Origin of the sequence: Devosia sp. (assembly GCF_048261455.1) — a bacterium.
In the GTDB taxonomy this organism is placed as follows: Bacteria; Pseudomonadota; Alphaproteobacteria; order Rhizobiales; family Devosiaceae; genus Devosia_A.
In genome coordinates this window covers 95,091-108,105 of record NZ_JBLXGA010000006.1, presented here as the reverse complement: position 1 = coordinate 108,105, position 13,015 = coordinate 95,091, and the positions used below count along the sequence as shown (strand labels likewise).

Sequence of the window (13,015 nt, the reverse complement as noted above, 5' to 3'; positions counted from 1 at the left end):
CTAAACATGGGCAACGACGCGGGGACGCACCCGCGCGGGGGGAACCACATGTCGACCATCAGCTGGACCGCCGACAATGGCGACGGCAGCTTCACCAACCCGCTGTTTTACGAAGAGTTTTCTGACCCCGACCTGATCCGTGTGGGTGCGGATTTCTATATGACCGGCACGACCATGCACACGATGCCTGGCCTGCCGCTGCTGCATTCGACCGATCTCGTGAACTGGCAGCTGAAAAGCTATGCCTTCGAGGTGCTGGACCTCGGCCCCGCCTGGCGGCTGGAGGACGGGCAGGAGATTTACGGCCAGGGGATCTGGGCGCCGTGCCTGCGCCACCATGACGGCCAGTTTTACATCTTCACCAATATCAACGGCCACAGGACGCAGATCTTTACCGCCAGCAGCCCGGAGGGGCCGTGGCAGCGGCGGGAGATGACGCGCAACCTGCATGACCTGAGCGTCCTCTTCGATGATGACGGCAAGGCCTGGGTGGTATGGGGCTATCAGGGGCTGCGCATGGCGCAGCTCAGCGCCGACCTGACCGATTTCGTGCCCGGCACCGAACGGCAGCTGACGGCACCCGACGACGGGATGGGCGAAGGGGTGCATTTTTACAAGATCGACGGCACCTATCTGATCACCAGCGCCTGGTTCGAGGGGCGGATGCGGATGCCGGCGGCGCGGGGGAGATCGCTCGATGGCCCGTGGGAGGTGAACCCGGCGCTGAGTGCGGACGAGGATTTCGGGCTCAACGAAGGCTATCGGCTGCGGGGGGATGCGCCGCCGTTCGAGATCATCGCCCCCAATACCGCGGATGGCGGCCGGATGTCGCTGCACCAGGGCGGGGTGGTCGATACACCCGACGGCGCGTGGTGGGGCTTTTCGATGATGGACTATAATGCGCTGGGGCGGCTGACCTGCCTGTCGCCGGTAACCTGGCAGGATGGCTGGCCGTATTTCGGGCTTGCTGGCAATCTGAAGCGGACGCCGCGCACCTGGGAAAAGCCGAAGGTCGCAGCCCCCTCCCCCGCGCGGCCGCTGTTCAGGCGTGACGATGATTTCGACGGGCCGGCGCTGCTGCGGGTGTGGCAGTGGAACCACGTGCCGGTGGCCGATAAATGGTCGCTGACGGAGCGGCCCGGGCATTTGCGGCTCAACACCTTGCCGGCAGCGGACCTGTGGCGGGCGCGGAACACGCTGACGCAGCGCGCCATCGGGCCGGTCTCGGTGCCGGCGGCGGAACTCGATGCCTCGGGTCTCGCGGCGGGCGATGTTGCCGGACTGGCGCTCGTGGGGCGGCCCTATCGCTGGATCGGGGTGGAGCGGCGCGACGAGAATTTCGCGGTGCTGATGCACGACCAGCAGACGGGCGAGACGGCGGAGGCGCCGCTGGCCGGACCGCGGGTTTGGCTGCGGGCGGACTGCGATTTCATCACCGAAGAGGCGCAGCTGAGCTGGTCGGCCGACGGCGAGACGTTCACGCCGCTGGGGCCGCGTTTCGCCATGGTGTTTCAGCTGAAGACGTTTCAGGGCATCCGCTATGGGCTCTTCGCCTTCAACCGCGATGGCCGCGGGGGCGGGCACGCGGATTTCGCCGGGTTCCGGGTGGAGGAGCCGTTTCCGCGCGGGCTGCGGCAGCCGATCCCGTTCGGGGCGCTGATCCGCTTTACGGTGTTCGGCCGGGACGACGGGATTGCTATCGTCGACGGGACCGTGCGGCTGGGACCGCCGGCGCGGTTCGAGGTTGTCGATCTCGGCATGGGACGGGTGGCGCTGCAGGCTGAAGAGGGCGTATTGGCGGCCGAGCCGGATGGCCGGCTGGTGCTGCAAGACACAGCCGCGGGCGATGCCAGCGGCTTTCAATGGATCGAAACGCCGGCCGGTGAGCTGGTGCTGATGAACCTTGCAACCCATCGTTTCATCCAGGCTGACGCAAAGAGCGGCACGATTGCCTGCATCAGCCCCGGGCCGACGCCCGACGCGGGCGATCTGGTGCGGCTGGTGCCGCGACGCGACCATGAGACTTGACGGACCCGGCGCCCGGGCGCCAATCACCCAGAGTGCCACGCTTTTTCACTGCAGCAGACGAGAGACGAGATGACCCTAGCCAATGCCACCGACACCCTGGTCTGCGTGAACCCGGGCGAACTGAAGATCGAGCTGCGCCCGGCGCCGGACGTGCCCAAGGGTCAGGTGCTGGTGAAGCCGCGGCGGGTCGGCATCTGCGGCACCGACTATCATATCTATGAGGGCAAGCACCCATTCCTCGAGTATCCGCGGGTGATGGGGCATGAGCTGGCCGTGGAAGTGCTGGAGGCACCGGAGGGTTCGGCGTTTTCGGCCGGCGATATCTGCGTGGTGAACCCCTATCTCAATTGCGGCGAATGCGTCGCGTGCCGGCAGGGCAAGCCGAACTGCTGCACGACGCTGTCGGTGCTCGGCGTCCATATGGATGGCGGGATGACGGGGCTGCTGGCGCTGCCCGAAGCCAATCTGATCCGCGCCGAGGGCATCAGCACTGACGGCGCCGCGACGGTCGAGTTCCTCGCCATCGGCGCGCATGCGGTGCGGCGCAGCGGCGCCAAGCCGGGCGACCGGGCGCTGGTGATCGGGGCCGGCCCTATCGGGCTCGGGGCGGCGCTGTTCGCCAGGATTTCGGGCGCCGATGTGACGATGCTCGATGTCGACACGGGCCGACTGGCTGCGGCCGAAGACATTGTCGGCGTCGGCACGATCACCGCGGGCCCGGACGCGATGGACAAGGCGCTGGCGCTGACCGATGGCGACGGGTTCGACCTGGTGTTCGACGCCACCGGAAATGCGAAATCGATGGAAGCCGGGTTCGACTATGTCGCGCATGGCGGGCGGTTCGTCCTGGTGGGGGTGCTGAAAGCCTCGATCACCTTCGCCGACGCCGATTTCCACCGCAAGGAAATGACGCTGATGGCGAGCCGCAACGCCACATCGGAGGATTTCGAGCGGGTGATGGGCGCGATCCGTGACGGACAGGTCGATATCGACAAGCTGATCACGCACCGCACGACGCTGGAGGGTGCGGTGACCGACCTGCCCCGCTGGGCGACGGAAAAGACCGGGCTGATCAAGGCGCTGATCGCCATCGACTGACGGCGGGGCCGGGCCGCCGAGGCTCAGGGATTGGCGCGCACCCAGGCGACGGTATCGGCGAGGATATCGGGGATATCGCGCAGGGTGACGCCGAGGCTGTCACGGCGGGTGAAATCGAAGCGGGTCGGTTCGGCCGTCGGGCCCTCGTGCAGCGGCGGGATGGCCAGCGCCGGCTCGATCTCGTGCAGGGTGCGGTAGATATCGTTCCAGTGCCAGCTTTCGCGCACCGCGTAATAGCGCCCCTCGGCCGTCGGGCTTTCATAGGCGGCGAGGAACAGCGCGGCGATGTCGTCGATATGCGCCATCGAGGCGGAATCGTCGGGGGCCTGATCGTGCATGCCTTTTTCGCCGCGCAGCATGCGCCGCAGAGCCGCAAGAAACCCGGTTTCCGCATGGGCCGGCAATAGCGCCGGCCCAAGCATCAGGGTGGGCAGGAGAATGCGCAGCCGCACGCCGTTTTCGGCCGCCAGGGCCATGGCCTGATGCTCCATCACGGTTTTCGTGGCGGAAGTATATTTCTTGGCGGCGCATTGCTGGGCAGCGTCGGACCAGTGGTCGACCTCGTTCTTGACCGGCACCGGCGGCACGGGATTGGTGCTGGAGGTGGACGAGCAGATGACGATATCGCGCACGCCGGCAGCGATGGCCGAGCGCATGATGTTGAGACAGCCATCGACCGTGGGCTGGATGATCTCGGCCCAGCCGCGCGCATCGTCCAGCTCCCGCGCCGGGGTGCCGTCGGGCGCGGCATAGACCGGCACGAGACAGGCGATGAAGACGCCATCGACGCCCTGCACCACCGGATCGAAATCCTGCGGCTTGGTCATATCGGCCGCAAAGAGCTGCAGCCGCTCATCGGCGCCGGGCAGCGCCATCAGTGTATCGGCCGGGCCGGAGGGGTCGCGCATGGCGCCGTTCACCGCATAGCCGCGGGCCAATGCGGCCTTGAGAATATTAGCGCCGACGAGCCCGCTGGCGCCGGCAATGGCGATTTTTCCGGCCATGGCGTGTTGTCTCCCTTTGGTTTTTTGTCAGTGTCCGATGCGCGCCGGCTGAAGGCAACAGCGCGGAGGCGATCAGACCAGCGGGCGGGAGACGCGCAGGGCCTTGAACTCGCGGGTGCGGGCGACGAGGGCGGTTTCGGTAGGCAGGCGCTCCATCGAGCTGGCGCCATAAAAGCCGTGGCAGGTTTCGGTGTTTTCGAGCAGGTAGCGCGCGTCGTCGGGCGTGGCGATGGGGCCGCCGTGGCAGATGACAATGATGTCGTCGCGCACGCGCCGCGCCGCCGCGCCCCAGCTGTCGACCAGCGCCGGACAATCCTCGAGCTTCAGCGCGGTTTCGGCGCCGATGGCGCCGCCGGTGGTGAGCCCCATGTGGGCAACGATGATATCGGCACCGGCCCTGGCCATGTCGGCCGCCTGATCGGCATCAAAGACATAGGGCGTCGTGAGCATATCGAGGTCGCGCGCGGCGCGGATGAGATCGACCTCGAGGCCATAGCCCATGCCGGTCTCTTCGAGATTGGCGCGGAAGGTGCCATCGATCAGCCCGACGGTGGGGAAATTCTGGATGCCGCTGAAGCCGAGTGTCTTGAGGCGGGGCAGGAACTCGTCGCGGATCATGAAGGGGTCGGTGCCGTTGACGCCGGCGAGCACCGGGGTGTGCCTGACCACCGGCAAGACTTCGCGGGCCATGTCGACGACGATGTCGTTGGCATTGCCATAGGCGAGGAGCCCGGCGAGCGAGCCGCGACCGGCCATGCGATAGCGGCCGGAATTGTAGATCACCATCAGGTCGATGCCGCCCTCTTCCTCGCAGCGGGCGGAAAGACCGGTGCCGGCGCCGCCGCCGATGATGGGCCGGCCCTCGGCGATGGCAGCGCGGAGGTTTTCGAGAATTTTCTGACGTGGGATGGCGGCCATCATGGGCTCCGGGTTGCGGTGATCTGGGCGAAAGCCGAAAGCGCGGCCTCGACGAAGCCATCGTCGTTGATGGCGTGGGGGACGCGGATGAGGCGCCGGCGATCGGTTTCGATGACGGTTTTTTCTAGCGCAGAAAACAGCGCCGCGCGGGCTTCGGGATCGTCGAAGACGCCGCCGGCGACATCGATGGCCGAGAGGCCCTTTTCCGGCAGGAGGAAGCGGACCTCGCCCTCGCAGCGGTTGAGTTTTTCTCCGATCCAGGTGCCAATTTCGGCGCATTCATCGGGCGTGGTGCGCATCAGCGTCACCTGCTGGTTGTGGACATAGAATTGCCGGTCGCGGAATTTTTCCGGCACGGTGTCGCGGGCGCCGAAATTGACCATGTCGAGCGCCCCGCAGGACCCGACATAGGGAATTTTGGTGCGGGCGATGGCGCCGAAGCGATCGGGCGTCGCGGCAAAGACGCCGCCGACCAAAAAGTCGGCGACTTCGGTGGTGGTGATATCGAGGACGGCGGCGATGAGGCCGGAATCGACCAGCTTTTCCATCGACTGGCCGCCGATGCCGGTGGCGTGGAAGACAAGGCAATCATAGTCCGCCTCGAGGGCGGCGGTGAGCGCCTGGACGCAGGGCGTGGTGACCCCGAACATGGTGAGGCCCAGCGCCGGCTTTTCGGTGTCCGGGCCGGGCGGGATGGGGTTGAGCACCATGCCGGCGAGGGCATGGGCAGCATTGCCGAGGACGCGGCGGGATATGCGATTCACCCCCCGCACGTCGGTGACCGAATAAACCATGGCGATATCGGCCGGCCCGACATAAGGCGCGACATTGCCGCTGGCGACGGTGGAAACGAGAATTTTCGGGGTGCCGACCGGGAGGGCACGGAGGGCGGGGGCGAGGAGCGCCGTATTGCCCGAGCCGCCGGCGCCGATGACGCCGGCAAGATCGGTGCGGGCCTGCAGATAAGCTTCGAGTGCCCGGGCCATGGCGGTGACGGCGGCGCCGCGATCCCCCTCCGCGCGTACCGCAGCTGCGCCATCGGGGTGGTGGGCGGCGACCTCGGCGGCCGTCACGTCGGTTGCCGCCAGGGCACCGCTGCCGGTGCTGACGTCGACGGTTCGGACCGTCGCGCCGGCGGTGCGAAGGCAGGCGGCGATATAGTCGAGTTCGGGGCCCTTGGTGTCCCAGGTGCCGATGACATAGGCATGGTGCGGCATAGACGTCCTCCCGCGGCCTCTGACGGGCCGTTCGTGGTCTTTCGCAGTCGCAGTCGCTGTCGTTGCGCGTCAGGCACCCGAGTGGGTGCAGGGCCGCCCGTCTCCTCCAGGACGGCCAGAACGCCACGCAGGGCCTCAGCACCCACTATGGCAAGGCGGCGCCCGGCTGGGAAGCAGGCAGGGCGGGGGATGTGCGGGCGGGGCGTTGGCGGCTGAAGCCGCATCAAGCAACTGGCTGGGGCGCCAGGATTCGAACCTGGGAATGGCGGCATCAAAAGCCGCTGCCTTACCACTTGGCGACGCCCCAACGGGCGGGTTCCTACACGGTTCGGCAGGGGCCTGCAACAATCACGACGCCGCTGTGCGAAGGCGCTTGAACCCGGTGAGCACCGAAGCTATAAAGCGCCCCGCAGCCATGGGCAGCCGCCGCGCCCTCCCGAGACCGCGGCATCGACCGGCACCATGGCGACATCACCGGAGTATAGCGCAGCCTGGTAGCGCACCTGCTTCGGGAGCAGGGGGTCGGGTGTTCGAATCACCCTACTCCGACCAATCAACCCCGGCCTCTCGCGAGGTCGGGGTTTTTTGCACCGACAGGGTTGGCGGTTGCGGTCGTACTCACCTGTCGCGATCGGGCGTGCAACGTGCCCAAGCGATCACCAGCGCAAGCTTCCCAGAATGTCCGACGGCGGGCAGATCACCTCGGATCAGTATGAGCAGCCCCTTTGCTCATTCGAAACTAGGGCGCCGAGCGGGCAGCGAAGGAGGCGATGGGGAGGTCGAGGGTGAGTTCACCTGCTTGCTCGAAGACCAAGGTCAGCTTCAACTGCTCGCCTTCGACCAGCGGTCGGACCAGATGGTTGAGCATCAAGTGGGTGCCGCTCGGCTCGAGCACTGTGCTCTCACCAGCCGGCAGGACGATGCCGTCCGTCAGCTTTCGCATGATGGCGACGTTGTCTTCTATTTTCATCTCGTGCATGTCCACCGACTCCGCGCCGGGGGAGGTCACCGAGACCAGCCGGTCATCCTCTGCGCCGTTGTTGACCAGCGTGAAATAGGCGCCGCCCGTGGGGGCGTTGGGCAGGCTGGCACGCGCAAACGGCGCCACGATTTCTATCGGGCCGATTTCGGCTGCGACGGTCTTCGTCTCCTGGGCCGAGGCTAAGTGAGGACCGAGTGCCCCCAGGGTCACGGAGGCGGCGAGGGCAAGCTTCAGGATCAGATTCGGTGGCATGTTCAGTTCTCCTCGGTGGGCAAGACGACGGTGCCCGGGAAGGCATCGAAGCGGTCGGTGAATTGGGCGCCCAGCGCCAGCTCACCCGCCGCCAGTTCGGTGCGGAGCCGGTCGGCGGCAGTGGCGCTGACCCCGAGGCTGCTCAATGTCGCCGGCAGCAACAGGCTCGGTCCTGCCCACATCACCACCTGCCAATGAGCGTCGCGGCGGCGCAGGACGGCGCGTGCGCCCTCATCACCGAGGCTCCAGCCGGCAATGGCGAAATCGCCATCGAGGGCGACGGGCGCGATAATGGCATCCGCACCAATAGCGGCGCGCAGAGCTTCCGCGATCTGCACCGTCTCCCCTGCCCGATCCGACACGGTTGCGTTCTCCGGCTGTGGAGATGTCGGCGGATCTTCCACCGGCTCCAGCGGGTCGATCATGAAGAACATCTTGAAGCGTCCGCGCTTCTCAAAAACGAACGTGCCAGTCAGTTCTCCACCTTCGAACAGCGGCTCGGTGACTCCGCTGATGCGCGCACGCATTTCGCCGCGGAGCAGCAGCACCGTCTCGCCGACCGGAATGTCGATCCAGGCCAGTTTCTCGTAGCTGGTCGACCCATCCGGCTGGGCAAGGGGGCGTTCAAGTGCCGCTCGGCCGAACGGCGTCTCGATCGCCAGCAGCCGCTCGTCTTCGGTGCCACCATTGTAGATCGCCATGTAGATATTGGCCGTTGTCGCATCCAGCGGCGTCGCCGGGATGGCCGGGTGGATGATCTGCAAGCCGTCGAGGAAGAACTCGTGCGCACTGGCGGGCGGCGCAACGAGGCCCAGCAAGAGCGCAAGCGCAGCGAAGAGGGACTTCATGGCATCACCCGATGGATGGTGGCGGGATGCCCGGCCGGCCAGGGGTCGGCATAGGCGGGATTGGTGAGAAAGCTCTGGTCGGTCAGGCTTTCGAGGAAGGCGATCAGATCGGATTTTTCCGCGTCGGTGATCCCGAAGCCGATGATCAACGGATCCTTGTAGGGATTTTTTGAGCCGTCGCCGGCATTCGGGCCGTCGGGGATGACCCGCCCGCCATGGGCGTAGTGATCGATGACGTCGTCCAGCGTCGCCGCGCTGCCATCGTGGAAATAGGGTGCCGTGACCCAGACATTGCGGAGGCTCGGGGTGCGGAAGCGCCCCATGTCTTCATTCCGGCCCGTGAATTCGTGGAGGCCAGTGCCGGTACGCGGATAGTCACCGGTGCCGCCGAGATTGTAGAGGCCGTTGTTGTGCGCGCCGGTTTCGGCCGTGCCACTGCGGCTGGTCTGCATATTGTCGGTGAACAGGGTCCCGGTGTGGCAGTGGTAGCACTCGAAGCGGTGGTCGAAGAACAGCTGCTCGCCGTTCTTTGCCGCCGCGCTGAGGGCGTCTTTCTCACCCCAGTATTTGTAGCGGTCATAGGGGCCTGCCGATCGTCACTGCCTGGGTCAGGGCCACCGCAATCGCTGAGCACGATGGTCGCGCCGTCGGCATTGTGCGCAATAGAGAGCGGCGTCGCGTGTGCAAAGCTCAACGCGAACAGCGCAAAGACGAGCGCTGCCCTCAAAAGATCTGCCAGGATTTGCCGCGTTGCCGTCATATCGCTTTCAATATTGCGATGCGGGCTCATTGCTCCGGAACAAGCCTGTCCGGGACAACGAGCGAGAATATGACGCACACGCTATGTCGGCTCGAGCCAATAGACAATCGGTTGGGCCCGAGCCCGGGTGGGACAATTCGCCCCGGCCACTTACGAAGTCGGGGTTTATTGCACGGACAGATATAGGCGAGACGGTCGCAGCGCGCCTGGCGCTGCGCGTCGCGGATCAAGATCGTCTGGTCGCGTTTTCCGAACCGGCAAACCTTTGCCAGTTTCCGGAACGCTCTAGCGAATGGCACACGCGATGTAGTCGTCGAGATATTGCCAGATCGTGCCAACCTCTCGGAATCCAGCGCTGCGCAGGGTCTCGAGGTGAAAACCCAGCGTGACATAAGGCGGCGGCGCCTTGTCCTTCCAGACATGTTCGCGCTGCGCCGCAGCCTCGGCATAGCGGGGATTGGCGGCCACCAGGTCCCACCAGCCGTCCCAGGTGTCGGTGCCAGACCCGAAGGCCTCACTCTGGTTGCTCTCGTCGTCCTGCTTCGCCAGAGCGGCCAAGGTCGGCTGGTCCCTGCCATAGAGCAGATGATCGGCATTCAAGAAGACGCCGCCAACCCGCAGCCTGTCGGCCAAGGCGAAATAGAGGCGCGCCAGCGCGTCCGGCGAAAGCCAGTGCAGCGCGGTGGAGGAGATGACGGCATCGAAAGCACCTTCGGTGCCGGCCGGCCAGTCCGAGGTCTCGAGGTCGCACTCGAGCACCTCGACATTCGGTGTGTTCGCGAACACGTCCCGGGCGATGGCGAGCAATGCCGGATCCTTGTCGACCGCGACGATCTTCGCCATTGGCAGGCGGTTCAGGATGGCGACGCTGGTCGAGCCGGGACCGCAGGCCAAGTCGAGTATGCGTGGGGACTCGCCGCAGAGCCGCGCGACGGTTTCGGCCATGGCGTCGAAGCGCTGGTCACGATGCTTGATATAGGCCGTTTGCTGGGCATCCCAACGGCGCAGCAGATCCACGGCGGGGGATTGGGCTGATGATGGGGCGGATGATGCGGAGAGGTCGTTCATGGATGGCATTCCGGAGGTTGGGGGGAGTCGGCAAAAACGAGATGGGGCCTGCCAGCAGGGGTCATGATGCGATCTGTCGGAAGCTTGTAGGTCCTCGAGACCTGCTCGGGCGTGAGCACGCTATCGGGCGGGCCCACGGCGACGAGCCGGCCCCCGTCAATGAGCGCTACGCGATCGCAATAGCGGGCCGCGAGATTGAGATCGTGCAGGACGACTAGCGTCGCGAGATGCAGCTGACGGACGAGATGCAGCACATCGTGCTGATAGGCGAGATCGAGGTGGTTGGTCGGCTCGTCGAGCAACAGGTGATCGGCCTGCTGGCAGAGTGCGCGGGCGATCAGCGCCCGCTGCAACTCGCCGCCCGAGAGCCGCCGCAGTGGCGCTGCTGCCAGCGCAGCGAGACCGACGCGACCAATTGCCTCGGCAATTTCGGTGTCGTCGCTTTGGCGGCGGGCCCCGAACCAGGACTGACGCGGCAGGCGACCGAGGGCAACCATGTCGCTCACGGTCTGGTCGGGGTCCAGTGTCTGGCCCTGCGGGACCACGGCAATGCGCCGGGCAATGGCCCGGCGGTTGAGGCGCACGAGTTCGTCTCCGTCGAGGCGAACGCTGCCGCCATCCGCGACAACGGCTCCATAGAGGGCGCGCAGCAGGGTCGTCTTGCCCGATCCATTGGGGCCGACAACGCCGAGCAGTTCGCCCGCAGAGACCGAGAGGCTGACGCCGTCGAGCAGACGGCGCCGGCCACGCGTCACAGTGATGGCTTCCGCCTCTATCACTTGAGCGCTGCGAGCTTTTCAGCGAGAGCCGCGGCGCCTTTCAGCGAAAGAGGGGACGGCGGATCGGTGAACGAGAAGGGCAAGGTCACGACATGACCGTTCTCGACCGCCTTGAAGTTCTCGACGCCCGGCACGCTCATGAAGTCCGCCAGCACCACATCGGGTGACGTGCCTGAATAGAGCAATACGATGACGTCCGGATCCTGACCGAGCAGTTCTTCGGTGCCCGCTTCGAAGACCCGCTCGTCGGTGTCTGCGTAGACATTGTCCAGGCCGGCCGCCGCAAAGACCGGCGTCACCATCGAGCGGGCGCCATAGGGATAGAGCGTCTTGCCGCCGGCCGCGACATAGAGTGCGAAACCGGTGCCGTGGCTGTCTCCTGCGTCCGTGGGGGCGACACTTGCCTTGAGCGCCGCAATCCGATCCGCCGCCAGATCGGACTTGCCCAGCAAGGTGCCGAAGGTCTCAAGCTGGTCATAGACGAGATCGAAACTCGCCGTGCCGCCAGGGATCAGGGACAGGTCGTTGCAATAGGCAGGCGGCGAGTAAAGCGGAATACCCGCCTCGGCCAGCAATTGCCGGTCGACGGCATTTTCCGGCGCCAGCACCAGATCCGGGTTCTGGGCCAGTATGGTCTCGAGCGAGAGGACAGAGCCGCCGGTGACATTGTTCTCGGTGGTCAGCAACGGCACATTGTCCAGCGCAGCGTAGACATCCGGGGCGAAAAGTTCGGCTTCGGGTGTGCCGGTGCGGGCGACAAGACGGTCAAGGGCACCGAGCTCGGCCAGCAAGGCAACATCATCGGCATTGACCATGAGGATGCGCTCGGGCTGCGCCTCAATGGTCACAGTCGCACCGCAGTTCTCGACAGTGGCCGGGAAGCTCTGCTGGGCCAGGGCGGCAGGTGCCGAGAAGGCGAGCACTGTGCTGGCCGCCAGCGCGGCAACGAATGGTCTGAGCATGGAAAATCCTTTGCTTGTTTAAAGTGATGATGTGATGGGATCAGGAGGTCTGGCGGTTGGCCTGTCGCAACAGCAACAGCATCAAAGGTGCGCCGGTGATGCCGGTCACGACGCCAATCGCCATCTCGGTCGGGGCGAACAGCATGCGCGCGCCGACATCGGCAATCAGCAGGAAGCTGGCGCCGATACAGGCGGACGCTGGCAGCAGGAGGCGGTGCCTCGTGCCCACCAGGGCACGGGCCATATGCGGGACGATGAGGCCGACGAAGCCGATACTGCCGGCGCCGGCCACCATGACCCCGACGACCAGCGCGATGATGATCATCAACGCGATGCGCCAGCGGCCGGGATGCACGCCAAGCGCCAGCGCCGTATCGTCGCCCGCCGCCAGGGCATCGAGCTGACCGGCCACGGCGAAAAAGCCGAGCGCGGCGAAGACAGCGATCACCAGGCAGAGCTGCACCATGGGCCAGTGCACATTGGCGAGCGAGCCCAATAGCCAGAACATCACGGACCGGCTTGCTTCGGGCGAATCAGAAGCAAAAATCAGAAAACTCGTTACCGAGCTTAGGGCATAGCTCACCGCCATGCCCGCGAGGATGAGGCGAAACGGGCTGTTCCCCGCCGCCCTGCCGCCGATGGCCAGGACCATGGTCGTTGCCAACACGGCGCCGGCGAAGGCGGCCACGGGCAGCACCACGGCGCTGGCCAGCCCGCCCAACATGGTAATCGCGAAGGCGGCGCCGGTGGAGGCGCCTGAACTCACGCCGAGAATGTAAGGGTCGGCCAAGGGGTTCCGCACCATGGCCTGGAGCGCAGCGCCAGCCATCGCAAGGGTGCTGCCCACAGCGATAGCCATCAGCACCCGCGGCACCCGCGTGATCCACACGATGGCGTCGGTTGCATTCGACCAGTCGGCTTCGGCGGGCAGGTTCACCAGTTTGTGCCCGACGACCGCCAGCACTGTCGGCGGATCGATCGGCACCGGTCCCAGGCCAATGCACATTACCGCCAGACCGATAAGCAGCGCGACCAGTCCAAGGATACGGGCGCTCCGGCGCCGGCGAAGCGCGGCGCGTTGGAGCGGGTGATTCGCCGC

12 protein-coding genes and 2 tRNA genes are annotated in these 13,015 nt (G+C 65.9%); 3 read left to right on the top strand and 11 right to left on the bottom strand.

Annotated elements, in window-relative coordinates:
* Positions 1-48 precede the first annotated feature (48 nt).
* Positions 49-2,028, top strand: a complete 1,980-nt coding sequence (locus ACN0TK_RS08700) for a family 43 glycosylhydrolase (protein WP_417309082.1) — start codon at positions 49-51, stop codon at positions 2,026-2,028.
* A gap of 69 nt (positions 2,029-2,097) precedes the next feature.
* Positions 2,098-3,126 carry a zinc-binding alcohol dehydrogenase family protein gene (locus ACN0TK_RS08695; protein WP_417309081.1) on the top strand — a complete coding sequence of 343 codons (1,029 nt, stop codon included), beginning with the start codon at positions 2,098-2,100 and terminating at the stop codon, positions 3,124-3,126.
* Positions 3,127-3,149: 23 nt separating this feature from the next.
* Here the strand turns inward: ACN0TK_RS08695 and ACN0TK_RS08690 are convergent, their stop codons facing one another.
* The 4 genes from ACN0TK_RS08690 to ACN0TK_RS08675 all read right to left on the bottom strand — a co-directional run bounded on the left by ACN0TK_RS08690 (position 3,150) and on the right by ACN0TK_RS08675 (position 6,572).
* Positions 3,150-4,130, bottom strand: a complete 981-nt coding sequence (locus tag ACN0TK_RS08690) for an NAD-dependent epimerase/dehydratase family protein (protein ID WP_417309080.1) — start codon at positions 4,128-4,130, stop codon at positions 3,150-3,152.
* Between the two features lie 72 nt (positions 4,131-4,202).
* Positions 4,203-5,048, bottom strand: coding sequence for a phosphoenolpyruvate hydrolase family protein (locus ACN0TK_RS08685; RefSeq protein WP_417309079.1), 846 nt, complete (start codon positions 5,046-5,048; stop codon positions 4,203-4,205).
* Complete coding sequence (locus tag ACN0TK_RS08680) at positions 5,048-6,265, bottom strand: Tm-1-like ATP-binding domain-containing protein (RefSeq protein WP_417309078.1); 1,218 nt, start codon at positions 6,263-6,265, stop codon at positions 5,048-5,050. Before ACN0TK_RS08680 ends, ACN0TK_RS08685 begins: the two co-directional genes overlap by 1 nt.
* Positions 6,266-6,497: 232 nt before the next feature.
* Positions 6,498-6,572, bottom strand: a tRNA-Gln gene (locus ACN0TK_RS08675).
* 168 nt (positions 6,573-6,740) lie between these two features.
* On the opposite strand from ACN0TK_RS08675, the gene ACN0TK_RS08670 reads away from it, so the two are divergent.
* Positions 6,741-6,817 (top strand) — tRNA-Pro (locus ACN0TK_RS08670).
* 187 nt (positions 6,818-7,004) lie between these two features.
* Here the strand turns inward: ACN0TK_RS08670 and ACN0TK_RS08665 are convergent.
* From ACN0TK_RS08665 to ACN0TK_RS08635, 7 genes are all read right to left on the bottom strand, one after another.
* Positions 7,005-7,499, bottom strand: a complete 495-nt coding sequence (locus ACN0TK_RS08665) for a copper chaperone PCu(A)C (RefSeq protein ID WP_417309077.1) — start codon at positions 7,497-7,499, stop codon at positions 7,005-7,007.
* A gap of 2 nt (positions 7,500-7,501) precedes the next feature.
* Entirely contained in the window at positions 7,502-8,347 is an 846-nt protein-coding gene (locus ACN0TK_RS08660; RefSeq protein ID WP_417309076.1) for a copper uptake system-associated protein, read from the bottom strand.
* Entirely contained in the window at positions 8,344-8,799 is a 456-nt protein-coding gene (locus ACN0TK_RS08655) for a hypothetical protein (RefSeq protein WP_417309075.1), read from the bottom strand. The genes ACN0TK_RS08660 and ACN0TK_RS08655 overlap by 4 nt, the downstream gene beginning before the upstream one ends.
* Before the next feature lie 593 nt (positions 8,800-9,392).
* The gene (locus tag ACN0TK_RS08650) at positions 9,393-10,175 is read right to left on the bottom strand and encodes a class I SAM-dependent methyltransferase (RefSeq protein ID WP_417309074.1); all 783 of its coding nucleotides are present in this window, start codon (positions 10,173-10,175) and stop codon (positions 9,393-9,395) included.
* A complete protein-coding gene (locus tag ACN0TK_RS08645; protein WP_417309073.1) occupies positions 10,172-10,954 on the bottom strand; it encodes an ABC transporter ATP-binding protein in 783 nt (260 codons plus the stop codon). Before ACN0TK_RS08645 ends, ACN0TK_RS08650 begins: the two co-directional genes overlap by 4 nt.
* The gene (locus tag ACN0TK_RS08640; protein ID WP_417309072.1) at positions 10,951-11,916 is read right to left on the bottom strand and encodes an ABC transporter substrate-binding protein; all 966 of its coding nucleotides are present in this window, start codon (positions 11,914-11,916) and stop codon (positions 10,951-10,953) included. The genes ACN0TK_RS08645 and ACN0TK_RS08640 overlap by 4 nt, the downstream gene beginning before the upstream one ends.
* A 40-nt stretch (positions 11,917-11,956) precedes the next feature.
* On the bottom strand, positions 11,957-13,015 hold a 1,059-nt coding region (locus ACN0TK_RS08635; RefSeq protein WP_417309071.1), incomplete at its 5' end, for a FecCD family ABC transporter permease.